The organism is Streptomyces sp. JH14 (genome assembly GCF_029428675.1).
Lineage (GTDB): Bacteria > Actinomycetota > Actinomycetes > Streptomycetales > Streptomycetaceae > Streptomyces.
The window spans coordinates 3669818-3686748 of record NZ_JAJNEL010000001.1 but is presented as its reverse complement, the minus strand read 5'-3'; the positions used below and the strand labels follow the sequence as shown (position 1 = coordinate 3686748).

Here is a 16931-nt window from a genome sequence, read left to right as displayed (position 1 = left end):
GGACCGGAAGGGGAACCATCGTGACCATCTCGTCCGAAGCCGTCGTCGAGGAGACCTCCTTGCGTGACGGCGATGTCTGGCCCGCCTCCGCCCGCACCGTGCCCGGCGGCGATGTGACCGTGGGCGGAGTGTCGCTCGCCGAGGCCGCCGACCGGTTCGGGACGCCCGTGTACGTCCTGGACGAGGACGAGGTGCGCCGGCGCTGCCGTGCGTACCGTGCCGCCTTCCCCTCCGCCGAGGCGGACGTCGTCTACGCCGCCAAGGCCTTCCTGTGCCGCGCCGTCGCCCGCTGGGTCGGCGAGGAGGGGCTCGGGCTCGACGTCTGCTCGGCCGGCGAACTGGGACTCGCCGTCGCCACGGGCTTCCCCGCCGAGCGGATCGTCATGCACGGCAACGCGAAGAGCCCGGAGGACCTGCATACGGCCGTACGTCTCGGGGTCGGCCGGATCGTCATCGACAACGCCTCCGAGATCGCCCGGCTGGCGACGATCGTGCCGCGGAACACCCGGCAGCAGGTCCTGGTGCGCGTGGTGCCCGGCATATCGGCCGGCGGGCACGCTGCGATCCGTACCGGCACCGACGACCAGAAGTTCGGTCTCTCCCTCACCGACGGGTCCGCGCAGCACGCCATCGCCAAGGTGCTCGGGCAGCCGAGGCTCCAGCTCATGGGCCTGCACTGCCACATCGGCTCGCAGATCGGCACGGTGAAGCCGTATCTCCAGGCCGTGCGGCGGATGGTGGGGCTGCTCGCCCGCGTCCGCGACCAGCACGGGGTGGTCCTGCCACAGCTCGACATCGGCGGCGGACACGCGATCGCCTACCGGCCCGGCGAGCGGAGCCTCGACATACGGACCCTCGCCACCCGGGTACGGAGCGAACTGGCCGACGGGTGCGCGCGGGCCGGGCTCCCCGTCCCCCGGATCACCGTGGAACCGGGGCGCGCCGTCATCGGTCCCGCCGCGGTCGCCGTGTACCGGGTGCTCGCGGTCAAGCGGACCGGGGCGCGCACCTTCGTCGCCGTCGACGGCGGGATGAGCGACAACCCGCGGCCCGCGCTGTACGGCGTGCGGTACGCGCCCCGCCTCGTCGGCCGCGCCTCCACCGCCGCCCCGCAGCAGGTGACCGTCGTCGGGCGGCACTGCGAGGCGGGCGACGTCCTCGCGGACGGCGTGGAGCTGCCCGGTGACGTACGGCCCGGCGACCTGCTGGCGGTGCCCGCGGCGGGGGCGTACCACCTGTCGATGGCGTCCGGATACAACCTGGTCGGCAGGCCTCCGGTCGTCGCCGTGGCGGACGGGACCGCACGCACCCTCGTGCGGCGCGAGTCGCTGGACGACATGCGGCGGCGGGACATCGGGGTGTAGGGCGGGAGACCGGCCTCGTCGTCAGGCACGGACCGGGGCCGGCTCCTCCACCCTCTGGGGACGGGGTGCGCCCCGGCGGTACAGGACCACGGTGACCAGCATCCCGAGGGCGAAGTAGCCCGCCGACCACCAGTACGCGGTGGAGTAGCTGTGCAGCTGGGCCCCGGCGATGTCGGCGGGGGTCGGCCGACGCCCGGCGAGGTAGCTCGTGGCGGCGCCGGTGGCGAGCGTGTTCAGCAGCGCCGTGCCGATGGAACCGCCCACCTGCTGGCTGGTGGTGACCATGGCCGAGGCCACCCCCGCGTCACGGGCGGCCACCCCGTACGTGGCCAGGTTCATCACGGTCGCGAAGACCATGCCGAGCCCCAGGCCGAGGAAGAGCAGATTGGGCAGCACATGGGTGACGTAACCGCTGGTCAGGTCCAGGCTGGTCATCCACACCATGGCGGCCGCTGCGATGCCCATGCCGAGCGGCACGACCGGCTTCGCGCCGAACCGCGGCACCAGCACATTGGTCGTCGTCATCGACGTCGCGATCATCAGGGCGACCATCGGGATGAACGCGAGACCGGTGGCGACCGGCGAGTAGAGCAGGGTCTTCTGCAGGTAGTACGTGAGGAAGAGGAACACGCCGAACATGCCGCCGCCGGCGATGAACATCGCCAGGTACGACGCTCCTCGGTTCCGGTTCAGCACCACCCGCAGCGGCAGCAGCGGGTGCACCGCCCGCGTCTGCCACCAGGCGAACGCCGCCACGAGCACTCCGCCCGCCGCGAGGAAACCCCAGGTGTGCGGTGAACTCCACTGGTGCGACCCGGCATTGGAGAAGCCGAAAACGATGCAGAAGAGACCCGACGAGACCAGGACCGTGCCCGGGACATCGAGCCTCGGGCGGTGGGCGGGGGCACCGGCGGACAGCAGCCGGGCTCCGCCGACGAAGGCGGCCAGGGCGAACAGCAGGTTGACGTACAGGCACCAGCGCCAGTTCAGATACTCGGTGAGGACCCCGCCGAGCAGCAGCCCCACCGCGCCGCCGGTGCCCGCGATGGCGCCGTAGATCCCGAAGGCCTTGGCCCGCTCCTTCGGGACGGTGAACGTCGTGGTGAGGAGAGAGAGCGCGGCCGGCGCGAGCAGCGCGCCGAACATGCCCTGGAGCGCGCGGGCGACGACCAGGACCTCGAAGCCCGGGGCGGCGCCCCCGATCGCCGAGGCCACCGCGAAGCCGACCAGACCGGTCAGGAAGACGATCTTGCGGCCCACCAGGTCGGCGATCCGGCCGCCGAGCAGCAGCAGCGAGCCGAAGACCAGGGCGTACGACGTCACGATCCACTGGCGGTTGCCGTCGGAGAAGCCGAGGTCCCGCTGGGCGGAGGGCAGGGCGATGTTCACGATGGTGGCGTCCAGGACCACCATCAGCTGCGCCAGACCGATCACCCCGAGCACCCACCATCGGCGCTCCGGTCCCTGCACGCGCCGGGGCTCGGGACGGGACGGCGCAGAGAGCGCGACATGCGGGGCGCCCCGGGGGGCCGGTCGGCCGGCGGACGGTTTCACCTCGGGGGACGGAGCGCGCGCATGACGTGCGTGACGTGCCATGGTTCTGGGTCTCCCTCGGTGCACACGTCCGAACACCCCCCGCACCTCACGCTAGGCGCAGCTCAGGATCGCCGCATGCGGGAAGGGGCGCACGGGTCCGGACCTGCCGGGATCCGGCAGATGAGGGGGTCCGTGGCCGGCCCGCACGCACCGGTCGAGGGGCCGGACCGGCCCCCGGGTGCGGCGGGGACGTCAGAGTTCGTTCGCCGGCCAGTCCAGCAGCCGGGCGCCGATCACCGCCGTCTGCAGCGTGTACCGGTGCATCGGGTCGGACGGATCGGAACCGGTCAGCTGATGGATCCGCTCCAGCCGGTAGGTGAGCGCCCGCACGCTCAGCGTCAGCCGCCGGGCCGCCTCGGCGGCGACACAGCCCGCGTCGAAGTAGGCGGCGAGCGTCTTCAGCAGCGGTTCCGCGCCGCCGCGGGCCTGTCGGAGGGGGCCCAGCTGGCTGCGCACCAGGTCGGCCATGGCCTGCCGGTCCCGGGTCAGGACGGGGTAGACCAGCAGGTCGGCGGCGTACAGCACCGGATCGTCCAGGTTCATGCGGTCCGCCAGGTCGATCGCGGCGAGCGCCTCGTCGTACGACTGGACGACACCGCCCGGGCCCCGGTGCGGGCGGCCGACCGCGACCCGGCCGCCGTCCGTCGCCGCATGCGCCTGCTTGGCGAAATGGCGCAGGGCCTCCGGCTGGGAGCCCGGGGCGATACAGACCAGACGCCCGTCCTTCGTCGTCAGCAGGATCTCCCGGCCGTCGAAACGGGCCAGCAGCGCCGACTCCACCTGGCGCGGCACCGCATCCGTCTCGGTGTACGCCTCCGGCCCCGCCGCCACGGCGACCGCATGGGCGCGTGACAGCCGCAGCCCGAAGCGGGTGGCCCGTTCGGCGAGCCGGCCCAGGTCGCTGCGCCCGTACAGCAGGTCGTCGATGAACTCGCGGCGCGCCGCCTCCTCCCGCCGTACGGTGAGCCGCTGGGCCCGCTCGAACCCCTCGGCGAACGCGTCGACGGCCTGCTCGACCGCGGCCAGCACGCAGCCGGCGGACGCCGGGCGGGCGGCGTCGATGCCCGGCCAGACGGTGCGGGTCGCCGCCAGATGGAGACCGACCAGGGCGCGCAGCTGGGCTCCGGCCTCGGCGGCCTTTCGGCCCAGATCCCGGCGGCTGTCCAGCTCGTCGCGTGTCAGCCGGCGCCCGGTCGCGGCGACCTCGCCCAGTATGCGGGTGTAATCCCCCAGCCAGTCGTCGGCGATCTCCGGCTCCGGCACGCCCTTGCCTCCAGTTTTGATGCGTCTCTGACACTTACTCAACGCATCGGGGCAGGTGCTGGTGCCCGGCATCAAGGAAGTACAAAGACTGCCGGATACCGGCAATGCGGCACAGGCGCATCGGCTGTCACGATCAGAACCGGCACCAGCCGGGGGAAACACGGGGGATACGGGGACGGGGGAGGACTCGGGTGCTGCGACGCCGCTGTCGGCGGCGTCGCAGCACCCGGGTCACCGCCGCACGACGCGTCCGCCGCGCCCCCGCTCACACGCAGGGGGGAGTGCACCGATGCAGGAGTTCCTGAGCGCGGCGTTCTCCTTTCCGGCCGCCCTGTTCGGTGCGGCCCTGGTGGTCGTCGTCTGCTTCTGGCTGCTGGTCCTGGCCGGCGCGGCCGACCACCACGCCTTCGACGGGGACCTCGACACCGACCTGGCCGGGATCAGCGGTGCGCCGGTCTCCGTCTCGGTGTCCGTGATGGTGGTCGTCGCCTGGTTCACCAGCCTGACCGGCTCCGTCCTGCTGCACCGCAGCACGGTCACGGGCACGGCCCGGGCCGTACTCGCCTGCGCCGTACTCGCCGGGGCGCTGCTGATCTCCTGGGCCGTGGTCCGGATCCTCGTTGGCCGCTACCGCCGCCACTTCCCGGACGAACCGCCGCCCTCGCGCCGGGACTTCCTCGGCCGGGTCTGCACGGTCCGCACCGGCTCCGTCAGCTCCGACTTCGGCCAGGCCGAGGTCGCGGCAGCCGACGGCTCCACCGCCATCGTCCAGGTCAGGCAGTTCTCGCAGCCGGACGAAGGGGTCCTCACCGCAGGCAGTGCGGGGCTGCTGTACGCATACGACGACGAGGGCGAGTTCTTCTGGGTCTCGCCGTACGACGTGACGCTCGACCCGGGACCACCGCCACCGTCGCAGCCCCGGCCGCTGCCGCGTACCAAGCCCCGCCGTTCCGGCTGAGCCGTCCGCCGACGACGCCGCCCGCAGATTTCCGGCGCGCAGACGCGGCTGCCCGACGCCGCCCGCTCCGTACCCCTCCTCCCCTCTTCTTCCTCACCAGCCGCCAAGGACTGTCATGGACGCCATCTCCCTGGGCTTCGGTGTGCTCATCGCCGTGGTCCTGCTCATCGCGATCACCCTGCTCCTCGTCGTCAGCCGGCTCTTCCGCAAGGTCGAACAGGGCAAGGCGCTGATCATCTCCAAGACCAAGAAAGTCGACGTGACCTTCACCGGCGCGGTCGTCCTGCCGGTGCTGCACAAGGCCGAGTACATGGACATCTCGGTGAAGACGATCGAGATCCGCCGCACCGGGCGCGAGGGCCTCATCTGCCAGGACAACATCCGCGCCGACATCCACATCAACTTCTTCGTACGGGTCAACAAGACCGTCGAGGACGTCATCAAGGTCGCCCAGGCCATCGGCACCGAACGGGCCAGCGACAAGGCCGCCATCCAGGACTTCTTCGCCGCGAAGTTCGCCGAAGCCCTCAAGACGGTCGGCAAGCAGCTGGACTTCGTCGATCTCTACACCAAGCGCGAGGAGTTCCGCGACCGCATCATCCGGGTCATCGGCACCGACCTGAACGGCTACCACCTCGACGACGCGGCCATCGACCACCTGGAACAGACGCCGATGACGCAGCTCGACGGCGCCAACATCCTCGACGCACAGGGCATTCGCAAGATCACCGAACTGACGACGATCGAGCATGTGCGCACCAACGAGTACCAGCGCACCGAGCAGAAGGAGATCACGCGGCAGAACGTCGACGCCCGCGAGACCATCCTGGAACTGGAGCGCCGGCAGGCCGAGGCCGAGATCAAGCAGCGGCGTGAGGTCGAGACGCTGCGGGCCCGCGAGGAGGCGGCGACCGCCCGGGTCCAGGAGGAGGAACGGCTCGGCGCGCAGGCCGCGTTCATCCGTACCGAGGAGCAGCTCGGGATCCAGCGCGAGAACCAGGCGCGGGAGATCGCCGTCGCGCAGAAGAACCGCGAGCGCGTCATCGCGGTCGAGAACGAGCGCATCGAGAAGGACCGGCTGATCGAGGTCATCGGGCGCGAGCGGCAGACCGAGCTCAACCGGATCGCCGCGACGAAGGAGGTCGAGGCCGAGCGCCGCGAGGTCGCCGATGTGATCCGGGAACGGATCGCGGTGGACCGTACGGTCGCCGAGCAGGAGGAGTCGATCAAGACGTTGCGGGCCGTCGAGGAGTCGGAGCGTACCCGCAAGTCGGTGATCATCGCCGCGGAGGCGGAGGCCCAGGAGAAGCTGGTCAAGGACATCAAGGCGGCGGAGGCCGCCGAGGCGGCCGCCACGCACCGCGCGGCGGAGCAACTGACGCTCGCCGAGGCCCGGCTGAAGAGCGCGGACCTCGACGCCCGGGCGAAGCTGCGGCTCGCCGAGGGCGTCCAGGCGGAGTCCGCGGCGCCCGGCCTGGCGGAGGTGCAGGTCCGGGAGGCGGCGGCCGACGCCATCGAGAAGACCGGCCTCGCCGAGGCCGAGGCCACCTCGGCCCGGCTCAAGGCCGAGGCGGAGGGGGCCAGGCTGAAGGCACTGGCCACCGCCGAGGGCACCCGGGCGCAGGCCACTGCGGACGCGGCGATGATCGGCGAGAAGCTGAAGGCCGAGGCGGCCGGGCTCACCGAGAAGGCGGCGGCGATGGCGGCGCTGGACGACGCGTCGCGCGGACACGAGGAGTACCGGCTGCGGCTCGCCGCCGAGAAGGAGATCCGGCTGGCCGGACTCGACGTGCAGCGGCAGGTCGCCGAGGCGCAGGCGACGATCGTGGCCACCGGTCTGGAGAACGCCGACATCGACATCATCGGCGGGGAATCGGTCTTCTTCGACCGGCTGGTCTCGTCGATCGCGCTCGGCAAGAGCGTCGACGGGTTCGTGGAGAACTCGGACACGGCGAAGGCCCTCGCCGGGCCGTGGCTGAACGGCACGTCGTCGTTCACGGACGACCTGACTCACGTGCTCGGCTCGGTCTCGACGGGCGATGTGCAGAACCTGACGGTGTCGGCGCTGCTGATGCGGATGATGAGGGCGCCGGGGACGGGGGCGGACGCCGGACAGCTCCGGCGACTCCTGGACTCGGCACGGCAGTTGGGCCTGGCGGACGTGCCGGTGGGGGCGGTACCGGCCACGGGTGACGTACCGGCGTCGCGAAACGGATCGCCGGTGGCCTGAGGGCTGTCGTGGACGGGGGCCGTTCCGTCCTCACGCACCGGACGGGCCCGGGACGGCCTCCCGGCGCCCGCCCACCGCACACCACAGGCCCGACCGGGCGGCTCCGTCCTCGGACGCCGGACGGACCCGAACGGCCGGGCGGGCCTTCCGGCCCGTCGAGGCCGTCCCCCCATTCCCTCGGGGCCATGGGGGAGTTCGAGGACGAAACCGCGGCCGGAGGCCGCGGCGACCGAACCACATCGCGCAGGGAGCCGTACGCATGGACACCGACCCCACCCCCACCGTGGACGCCGGCACCTACGACGTGCTCCGGCGCCGCCTCACCGTGCAGGCCGCCGAGCTCGCCCGCCGCGCCGAGGCCCTCAATGCCCGCCGCACCGAAGCGTTCGGTTCGACGGAGCTGCGGTTGCTGGCCACCGAACAGATCCGCACCGAGCAGCCGTCGCTGCCCCGCGATCTCACCGCCGTGGGCGGCCAGTTGCTGTTCGGCTTCGAGCGCGGACCGGGCACCCGCGGCGAGCCCGCCGTGGCCGACGTCCTCGCGCTGTACGACGCGGACCTGGCGACGGCCCCCACCGCCCTCCTCGCCGATGAGACCTTCGTACGCGAGTTCACCGCTCTGCACCGCTACTACCGCGACGCCCGCCTGCTGCGGCTGCGCCGCGTCGACGGCCGGCTGCTCGCGGTGTTCCGTACCGGTGAGAACGCCGACGACATCCGCGTCCTGCGCTGGGCGCTCGCCCCGGACGGCTCCCCCGGCGCGTTCCTCGACGCGCGCGGCGACCGCGACCACGCCTTCCCGCCGTCGCACGATTTCACCTGGACGGCCACCGGTCGCGAGTCGCACGTCCCCGGCCGCCACCCGCACATCGCGATCGGTGACAGCGGCGCCCTGTTCGTCGACACGCTCGGCGGCACCCTGACCGTCAAGACGGCCGACGACACCGGCACACCCGAAGGGATCTACGAGGAGCCGGTCGCCGACCCGCTCCAGTCCCTGGCCGACGCGGACGTCGAGTTCGCCGAGGTCGGGCCGCTGATCCTGCTGCGCATCCGCCCGTACAACGAGGACGCCTGGCGCCACCTGGTCTTCAACACACTGCTGTCGACCGTGCAGCGTCTGGACGCCATCGGTCCGGCCTGCCACCGGCTCCCCGAGGACCAGGGGATCATCTTCCCCGGCGGCACCTATCTCACCACCGGCGCCGTCAGGACCTTCGACCTCTCCGAGCCGCTCACCGACCCGGTCTTCGAGGGGGCCGTCCGCTCCCCCAACGGTGAGGACGTCCTCTACCTCTTCCGCTCCCGGGACGGCGCCCGCGCCCTGCTCCTCCCCTACAACCTCATCCGCCAGGAGGTCACCACCCCGCTGCTCGGCCGCGGTCACGCCCTCCTCGACGACGGCACGCTCGTTCTCCTCAAGGACCCGGCGGCGGCCGAACCGGCGCGCGTCCATCCGCTGCAGCGCTGGCGTACCCCGTACGTCTCCGACACCTACGCCGCCTCCCGTCCCGCCGGAACCGGTCCGCTCTCCCGCGTCGGCAACGCCGACCTGGTGCGCGGGATCTCCGACTGCCTCGCGCTCGCGCGCAGCGCCGCCGAAACCACGCCCACCACGGCCGTGTACGGACAGCTGGTCGCCGACTGCACCCGCGCCGCCGACCGCTACCACTGGCTGACGGATCCCGGACTCGGCGACCTGGCCGCCCCGTTGGCGGAAATGCACGGCACGGCACGCCAGGTACTGGCCGAGTTCGAGACCGTGCAGGAACTGACCCGGCAGGCCGCCGACGCGCTCACCGCAACGGCGGACCGGATCACCGGGCTCGTCCGGCGTATCCGCGGCGAGGTCCCGCCGTCCGCCGCCGCCTGGGTCGACCGGCTCACCGAACTGCGCCGCGCCCATGGCCACATGGCGACGCTCGCCGGGATGCGGTACGCGGACACCGGCCGGATCGCCGAGCTCACCGCGGCCACTGCCGCCGAACTCACCTCGGCGGCGCAGCGCGCGGTCGCGTTCCTGAGCCGGGACGACGCGTTCGCCGCCTACCACCGGGACGTGGAGCAGTTCACCGCCGACGCGTCGGCGTTCGCCACCGTCACCGACGCGGCGGCGCTCGGCGACCGGCTGACGCAGCTGGCGGACGGGCTGTCGACGGTCACGGATGTCGTCGCCGGGCTCGACATCGGCGACGCCACCGTCCGTACGTCGATCCTGGAGCGGATCGCCGACGTGCTCGGCGGTGTCAACCGGGCCCGCGCCACGCTCGCCGCCCGCCGGCGTGAACTTCTCGACCGCGAGGGACGGGCGGAGTTCGCCGCCGAGTCCGCCCTGCTCGGGCAGGCCGTCACGGGTGCGCTGGCCGCCGCGGACTCCCCCGACGCATGCGACGAGCAGCTGGCCAGGATGCTGCTCCAGGTGGAGAACCTGGAGTCCCGGTTCGCCGAGTACGACGACTTCCTCGCTGCCCTGGCAGAGCGGCGGACGGAGGTGTACGAGGCGTTCTCGGCCCGCAAGCAGACGCTGCAGGACGCTCGTGCACGCCGCGCCGAGCGGCTGGCCGAGTCGGCGGCCCGGGTCCTCGAAACGGTCTCACGCCGCCTGACGGCCCTTGCCGACCTGGACGCCGTGCACACGTTCTTCGCCTCCGACCCGATGGTCGCCAAGGTCGTCCGCACGGCGGACGAGCTGCGCGGACTCGGCGACCCGGTACGGGCCGAGGAGCTCGACGGGCGGCTGAAGGCGGCCCGCCAGGAGGCGGGGCGTGCGCTGCGCGACCGCAGCGAGCTGTACGCGGACGGCGGTGCGACGATCCGGCTCGGCCGCCACCGGTTCGCCGTGAACACCCAGCCGTTCGACCTGACCCTGGTGCCGTCCGGGGAACGCCTCGCGTTCGCCGTCACCGGAACCGACTACCGGGCTCCGGTCACCGACCCGGCGTTCGAGGCGACCCGCCCGTACTGGGAGCAGTTGCTGCCATCGGAGTCCCCGTCCGTCTACCGCGGCGAACACCTCGCCGCCCGGCTCCTGGACGAGCACGGCGCGGACGCACTGGCCGCCCGCGAACCGGACGAACTGCTGTCCTTTGTACGGGAGTCGGCGGCGGCCGCGTATGACGAGGGGTACCAGCGGGGCGTCCACGACGAGGACGCCACCGCCATCCTGACCGCGCTGCTCGGACTGCACGCCGGGGCGGGTCTGCTGCGCGTCCCGCCGCAGGTGCGGGCAGCGGCGCAACTCTTCTGGACGTACGAAGCCGATGCCGCCCTCCGCACCTCCTGGACGCGCCGCGCCGTGTCGCTGGCCCGCGCCCGAGCGGAGTTCGGGGCGGCGCCCGCGATCAGCGCCCTCCAGGAGGAATGGGCGGCCAGGATCGCCGGAGAGCACGGGCGACCGGCTGCCGCGTATCTCTTCGAGGAGCTGACTTCCGGGCCCGCCGGGTTCGTGACGAGCGCCGCGGTCCGTACCTTCCTGGACAAGTTCCGCCGCACGACGGGCACTTCGGCGTACGACGAGGACCTCGCCGCACTCCGCGACGACCTTCCCGCGCGCCGCCAGCTCGTCGAGGGCTGGCTGACGTCGTACGCCACCGCGAGCGGCGCCGGGATCGGGAGCGGCGATCTCGCGGAGGCGGTCGCCGTGGAGCTCTGCCCGGAACCGGCGACCGAGCGGTACGACTGCGAGGCACCGCTCACCGCCACCGTGCAGGGGCTGCTCGGCGCGCACCCGCGCATCGACCGGGGCAGGCTGTCCGTCCGCCTGGACGAACTCCTCGCCCGCACCGCCGGGTTCCGTGCGGCCGTCGTCCCCGGCTTCCGCGCCTACCAGCGGCAGCGGACCGCCCTCGTCGCCGCCGAACGTGCCCGGTTGCGGCTCGACGAGCACCGGCCGCGGGTGATGTCCGCGTTCGTCCGCAACCGGCTGCTCGACGAGGTGTATCTGCCGCTGATCGGCGACAGCCTCGCCAAGCAGCTCTCCACCGCCGATGCCGGCCGGCGCACCGACTCGCAGGGGCTGCTGCTGCTCGTCTCGCCGCCCGGATACGGCAAGACGACCCTCATGGAGTACGTCGCCCACCGGCTCGGCCTGGTCCTCGTCAAGATCAGCGGCCCTTCGCTCGGCCGCGAGGTGACTTCCCTCGACCCGGCGCAGGCACCCGACGCGACCGCCCGACAGGAGATCGAGAAGATCAACTTCGCGCTGGAGGCGGGCAACAACACGCTCCTCCACCTCGACGACATCCAGCACACCTCGCCCGAGCTGCTCCAGAAGTTCATCCCGCTCTGCGATGCCACCCGCCGTGTCGAGGGCGTACAGAACGGCGAGCCGCGCAGCTACGACCTGCGGGGCAAGCGATTCGCCGTGTGCATGGCGGGCAATCCGTACACCGAGTCCGGCGAGCAGTTCCGGATCCCGGACATGCTCGCCAACCGGGCCGACGTGTGGAACCTGGGCGAGGTGCTGAGCGGCCGCGAGGACGTCTTCGCGCTGAGCTTCGTCGAGAACGCGCTGACCGCCAACCCGGTGCTGGCCCCCCTCGCCGGCTGCTCCCGGGAAGACCTCGCACTGCTGGTACGCCTGGCCTCCGGCACGGAACCCTCGGCGCACGCGGACAGGCTCGGCCACCCGTACGCACCCGCCGAACTCGACGGGATCGTCTCGGTCCTGCGTCATCTGCTGACCGCCCGGTCCACCGTGCTCGCGGTGAACGCCGCATACATCGCCTCGGCCGCGCAGACCGATGCGACCCGCACCGAGCCGCCGTTCCGGCTGCAGGGCTCGTACCGCAACATGAACAGGATCGCCGAACGGATCGTGCCCGTGATGAACGACGCGGAGCTCGCCGCCGTCGTCGACGACCACTACGCGGGCGAGGCCCAGACGCTCACCACGGGCGCCGAGGCCAACCTGCTGAAACTGGCGTCCCTACGGGGCACGCTCACCCCCGAACAGGCCGAGCGGTGGGCGGCGATCACCGCCTCGTACGTGCGCACCCAGGCACTGGGCGGCCCGGACGGCTCGCGCGGCGGGGATTCCGTGTCCCGGGCGGTCGCGGCGCTCGGTCTGCTCGCGGACCGGATCGCGGCGGTCGAGTCGGCGATCCGGAACGGAGACCGCTGAAACGGGGCGGCACCCATGGAGCGGTGATCGTTCAGGGGATCCCTTCTGCCGCACGGCCGCGGGGGACAAGGCATGCTGGGTTCCGTGTCCACACTTCCCCAGCAGCCCCAACGCCCCACAGCCGAAGGCCACATGGTCGTCTGCGGTGACGACGCACTCGCACGGCGGCTGGCGGTGGAACTGCGGTACGTCTACGGGGAGCGGGTCACACTGCTGCTCCCGCCGGGACGCGACCCGCGCCGGCCGGAGCTGCCGCTGACCCAGCGCGGGCGTGCGGTCACGCTGTTCGGCCGGATGTCGGCGGCGATGAACCGCAACGGCGCGCCCGCGCCTTCGGGCACCGGGGACGGCGACACCAACGCCGGAGTCCAGGCCGTCCGCATCCTGGAGGCGGCGGAACCGTCCGACGAGGCGTTCGAGGAGGCGGGGGTCGACACGGCCGCCGCACTGGCGCTCGTCTACGACGACGACGAGCGCAACATACGTGCCGCGTTGACCGCCCGCCGCCTCAACCCCCGTGTCCGGCTGGTCATCCGCCTCTACAACCGCAAGCTCGGCCAGCACCTGGAGACCCTCCTCGACCAGGCCGCCGCCGTCGCCCTCCCCGGGCTCGGCACGACGGCACCGGACACGTCCACCACCGTGCTCTCCGACGCCGACACCGCCGCCCCCGCACTCGCCGCGACCGCACTGACCGGCTCCAGCAAGGTGATCCAGGCGGAAGGCCTGCTCCTGCGGGCCGTCGAACGCACCCCGCCCCGCCAGGGCGAGGTCGCCGACCCCGGTCTGTGCACGCTCGCGCTGCTCTCCTCCACCACGCATGACCCGGCGGGCACCGAAGGGTCCGAGAGCAGCGGCGCCGAGGGCCCCCAACTCCTTCCGGACCACCGGGCGGTGGCCGCCGCGACCGGCCGCGGCACCGTCGTCCTGGAGGCCATCCGGGAGGCCGCGCCGACCGGACCCGCCCCGCGGATGGGCGGCCGGAACGTACCGCTGAGCCAGATCTTCTCGCGCCGGCTGCGCTGGTCGGCACTGGGCGTCGCCGCGGCGGTCCTCGCGCTCGCGGTGGCCTCCACGCTCACCACAGGCGACAATCCGCTGCACGCCACGTACGTCACGCTCCTCGACCTGTTCGCCATGGGCGACCCGGCGATCGGCGACACCGCCGCACGGCAGATCATCCAGCTGCTCTCCGGCCTGGCCGGACTGATGCTGCTGCCGCTGCTGGTCGCGGGCGTCCTCGAAGCCTTCGGCTCCCTGCGCACGGCCTCGTCCCTGCGCCGCCCGCCGCGCGGACTCACCGGCCATGTGGTGCTGCTGGGACTCGGCAAGATCGGTACGAGGGTGCTGGTGCGGCTGCGTGAACTCGGTATCCCCGTGGTGTGCGTGGAGGACGACCCGAACGCGCGCGGCATCCCGGTGGCCCGGCGGCTGCACGTACCGGTCGTGCTCGGGGACGTCACCCAGGAGGGAGTCCTGGAAGCGGCGAAGATCGAGCGTGCCCGCGCGCTCCTCGCACTGACCAGCGCCGACACCACCAATCTGGAGGCCGTGCTCTACGCCCGCTCGGTCAAACCGGACCTGCGGGTGGCGCTGCGGCTGTTCGACGACGAGTTCGCCACCGCCGTCTACCGCACCCTGCGCACCGCCCATCCGCACGCCCTGACCCGCTCGCGGTCCGTCTCCCACCTGGCCGCCCCGGCGTTCGCCGGGGCGATGATGGGCCGGCAGATCCTGGGCGCGATCCCGGTCGAGCGGAAGGTGATGCTGTTCGCCGCGATCGAGGTGGCGGGCCACCCGCAGCTGGAGGGCCGGACGGTCGAGCAGGCGTTCCGGGCGGGTGCGTGGCGGGTACTGGCGCTGGATGCGACACCGCCGGAGGACCGCCACCGCGACCTGACGGCGTCCGCACCCGCGTCCCCGGACCGGCCGTCGGGCCTGGTCTGGGATCTGCACCCCGGCTACGTGCTCCGCGCCGAGGACCGCGTGGTGATCGCGGCGACCCGGCGCGGACTTGCGGAACTGCTGCGCAGGCGGGGCTCGATGACGTATTGCTGAGGGCTGTGCGGCCGGCGTCCTGCGCGGGCCGCCCGGTGCGCACCATGCCGACGGCGGGCAGGACGACGCACGTCACCGAAATGTGGAGAGCGCCCCGTGGCACACCGCGCGCGCGTCGATCCGGTGCCCGGCACGATGGTCCCGGGCACCCGGCGCCCGGCGAAATCCGGATGCTCCGCGGGCCCCTGCTGCCTACCCTCGCCGCATGGACCACACGGGACGGGACAAGCAGGACGGCGGACTCCTGAACGTCATCGACGTCGAGGCGACGTGCTGGGACGGGCAGCCGCCTCCCGGGGCCGTCAGCGAGATCATCGAGATCGGGCTGACCGTCGTCGACCTGCGCCCGGCCGACAGGGTCCGGGCTGCTCCATGGGGTCCTTCCGGCTCGGGCGCCGCCGACAGCCCGGGGAGGGAGCCGGGACCCCGGGGAAGGGTCGCCCGCCACCGGATCCTGGTGCGTCCGGCCCGGTCCACCGTCAGCGCGTTCTGCACCGAACTGACCGGCCTGACCCAGGCCGAGGTGGACACGGGCCTGTCCTTCGCCGACGCCTGCCGGCTGCTGGCGGCCGAGCACCTGGCCGGGGCACGCCCCTGGGCCAGCTGGGGCGACTACGACCGCCACCAGTTCACCCGCCAGTGCCGGGCCACCGGGACCCCGTACCCGTTCGGCAGCCGCCACACCAACGCCAAGATCCCCTTCACTGCCGCCCACGGCCTGCGCAAGCGCCCCGGCATGGCCCAGGCCCTGCAGATCGCGGGCCTCCCCCTGGAAGGCCGCCACCACAGCGGCGCGGACGACGCCTGGAACATCGCGGCGCTGATCCTGGATCTGTCGGCACGGGGTGCCTGGCCGGTGGCGGACGCGGGCTGGGCCGAGGCGGCGGGCGCGCCCCGGCCCGGCACCGCGAAGTCCTAGAGCACGCCCCCCATCACCGCCCGCACCTCGGCCAGCGTCTCCTCGGCCACGGCGTTGGCCCGCTCGTTTCCGGCCCGCAGCACCGACCGCACGTATGCCATGTCCTGCGCGTACTCCGCCCGCCGTGCCCGCACCGGTGCCAGCCGGGTGTTGACGGCGTCCGTCACCGTCCGCTTGAGCGCGGCGCCGCCGCCGTCGCCGATCTCCTCGGCGACGGCGTACGGGTCGCGGTCGAGGCAGAGCGCGGCGAGCAGCACGAGGCCCGACACCTCGGGCCGGGTCTCCGGTGCGTACGTGATGCGCCGGTCGGTGTCCGTCCTCGCCCCGCGGATCAGCCGGGCCGTCTCGTCGGGGGTGGCGCCGAGAGCGATGGAGTTGCCCCGGCTCTTGCTCATCTTGGTGCCGTCGGTGCCGAGCAGGAGCGGTGCGGCGGAGAGCAGGGCGTCCGGTTCCGGGAAGACCGCCCCGTACCGCTCGTTGAAGCGCCGGGCGATCGTCCGGGTCACTTCGAGGTGGGGCAGCTGGTCCTGCCCGACAGGTACGAGATTGCCCTTGCAGAAGAGGATGTCGGCGGCCTGGTGCACGGGGTACGTGAACATCAGCCCACTGACCGCCGACTGCCGGGAGTGCGCGATCTCGTCCTTGACCGTGGGGTTGCGGCTCAGCTCGGCGACGGAGACCAGACTGAGGAACGGCAGCAGCAGCTGGTTCAGGGCGGGCACGGCGCTGTGGTTGAAGATCGTGGTGCGGGCGGGGTCGAGGCCGATGGCCAGATAGTCCAGCAGCATCCCCTCCATGTACTCACCGAGCCGGTCGGCGACGTCCCGGTCGGTCAGCACCTGGTAGTCGGCGACGATCACGAAGACGTCCACGCCGAGATCCTGCAGCCGGACCCGGTTGTGCAGGGTGCCGAAGTAGTGCCCGAGGTGCAGGGGTCCGGTCGGCCGGTCCCCGGTCATGACCCGGAACCGTCCGGGTGCGTCCTGGATCCGCTGCTCCAGTCCGGCGCTGCGGCGCTCGGCGGGTGCGGTGGCGACGGTGGTCGTGATGCTCATGGGTCTCTCCTCGCGGGTGCTGGTGCGGTGCGTGGAGGACGGCCCGCCCGAAGCGGTCTTTCGTACCCGTGCGAGGGCAGAGAAAAAGGGCCGTCCCGATCGAACGGCCCTGGTTACGTGCAGATGAGGCGGCCGCTCCTAGGAGGAGCGCCACCAGTTCCGGCACGGTACGGAGGTCATGCCGCGAGTGTAACGCGGTACGGCGGCCCGGTCAGGTCACTTGTGGGCGTGGTCACCCACGTAGAACAGCAGGTAGACGAAGCCCGCGAAGAGGTGCGTGGCGAAGATGTAGACGAAGACGCGCAGCGCGACGCCGCGCTCCTTCCAGCTCTCGCTGTCGCCCACTGGCCCTGCCTCCCCGGGTCC

Annotated in this window: 10 protein-coding genes; 6 read left to right on the top strand and 4 right to left on the bottom strand. The window is 72.6% G+C overall.

Annotation, left to right across the window (positions count from 1 at the left end):
• Positions 1 to 59: 59 nt before the first annotated feature.
• Positions 60 to 1364 (top strand): diaminopimelate decarboxylase, encoded by a 1305-nt coding sequence (gene lysA / locus LRD69_RS16595; protein ID WP_277329759.1) that lies wholly within the window; start codon positions 60 to 62, stop codon positions 1362 to 1364.
• 21 nt (positions 1365 to 1385) lie between these two features.
• On the opposite strand, the gene LRD69_RS16590 is transcribed toward lysA, so the two are convergent.
• Positions 1386 to 2960 (bottom strand): MFS transporter, encoded by a 1575-nt coding sequence (locus LRD69_RS16590; RefSeq protein ID WP_277327347.1) that lies wholly within the window; start codon positions 2958 to 2960, stop codon positions 1386 to 1388.
• A gap of 192 nt (positions 2961 to 3152) precedes the next feature.
• The gene (locus tag LRD69_RS16585; RefSeq protein ID WP_277327346.1) at positions 3153 to 4223 is read right to left on the bottom strand and encodes a helix-turn-helix domain-containing protein; all 1071 of its coding nucleotides are present in this window, start codon (positions 4221 to 4223) and stop codon (positions 3153 to 3155) included.
• A 289-nt stretch (positions 4224 to 4512) separates the two neighbouring features.
• Between LRD69_RS16585 and LRD69_RS16580 the strand changes: the two genes are divergently transcribed.
• The 5 genes from LRD69_RS16580 (at position 4513) to LRD69_RS16560 (ending at position 15510) form a co-directional block, all read left to right on the top strand.
• Positions 4513 to 5181, top strand: coding sequence for a hypothetical protein (locus LRD69_RS16580; protein WP_277327345.1), 669 nt, complete (start codon positions 4513 to 4515; stop codon positions 5179 to 5181).
• Positions 5182 to 5296: 115 nt separating this feature from the next.
• Complete coding sequence (locus LRD69_RS16575) at positions 5297 to 7411, top strand: flotillin family protein (RefSeq protein ID WP_277327344.1); 2115 nt, start codon at positions 5297 to 5299, stop codon at positions 7409 to 7411.
• Positions 7412 to 7670: 259 nt separating this feature from the next.
• A complete protein-coding gene (locus LRD69_RS16570; protein WP_277327343.1) occupies positions 7671 to 12533 on the top strand; it encodes a DNA repair ATPase in 4863 nt (1620 codons plus the stop codon).
• Positions 12534 to 12605: 72 nt separating this feature from the next.
• On the top strand, positions 12606 to 14591 hold the full coding sequence (locus LRD69_RS16565) for an NAD(P)-binding protein (protein ID WP_277327342.1): 1986 nt from the start codon (positions 12606 to 12608) through the stop codon (positions 14589 to 14591).
• Between the two features lie 205 nt (positions 14592 to 14796).
• Entirely contained in the window at positions 14797 to 15510 is a 714-nt protein-coding gene (locus LRD69_RS16560; RefSeq protein ID WP_277327341.1) for a 3'-5' exonuclease, read from the top strand.
• Here the strand turns inward: LRD69_RS16560 and trpS are convergent.
• Positions 15507 to 16565: a tryptophan--tRNA ligase gene (gene trpS / locus LRD69_RS16555; RefSeq protein ID WP_277327340.1), complete on the bottom strand. Its 1059-nt coding sequence runs from the start codon at positions 16563 to 16565 to the stop codon at positions 15507 to 15509. The genes LRD69_RS16560 and trpS overlap by 4 nt on opposite strands.
• 216 nt (positions 16566 to 16781) lie before the next feature.
• Positions 16782 to 16910 carry a DUF6126 family protein gene (locus LRD69_RS16550; protein WP_277327339.1) on the bottom strand — a complete coding sequence of 43 codons (129 nt, stop codon included), beginning with the start codon at positions 16908 to 16910 and terminating at the stop codon, positions 16782 to 16784.
• Positions 16911 to 16931 lie beyond the last annotated feature (21 nt).

Coding starts and splice junctions, on each gene's coding strand:
- LRD69_RS16590 (WP_277327347.1), bottom strand. CDS start 2,960: ATGGCACGTCACGCACGTCATGCGCGCGCTCCGTCCCCCGAGGTGAAA.
- LRD69_RS16580 (WP_277327345.1), top strand. CDS start 4,513: ATGCAGGAGTTCCTGAGCGCGGCGTTCTCCTTTCCGGCCGCCCTGTTC.
- LRD69_RS16575 (WP_277327344.1), top strand. CDS start 5,297: ATGGACGCCATCTCCCTGGGCTTCGGTGTGCTCATCGCCGTGGTCCTG.
- LRD69_RS16570 (WP_277327343.1), top strand. CDS start 7,671: ATGGACACCGACCCCACCCCCACCGTGGACGCCGGCACCTACGACGTG.
- LRD69_RS16565 (WP_277327342.1), top strand. CDS start 12,606: ATGCTGGGTTCCGTGTCCACACTTCCCCAGCAGCCCCAACGCCCCACA.
- LRD69_RS16560 (WP_277327341.1), top strand. CDS start 14,797: ATGGACCACACGGGACGGGACAAGCAGGACGGCGGACTCCTGAACGTC.
- trpS (WP_277327340.1), bottom strand. CDS start 16,565: ATGAGCATCACGACCACCGTCGCCACCGCACCCGCCGAGCGCCGCAGC.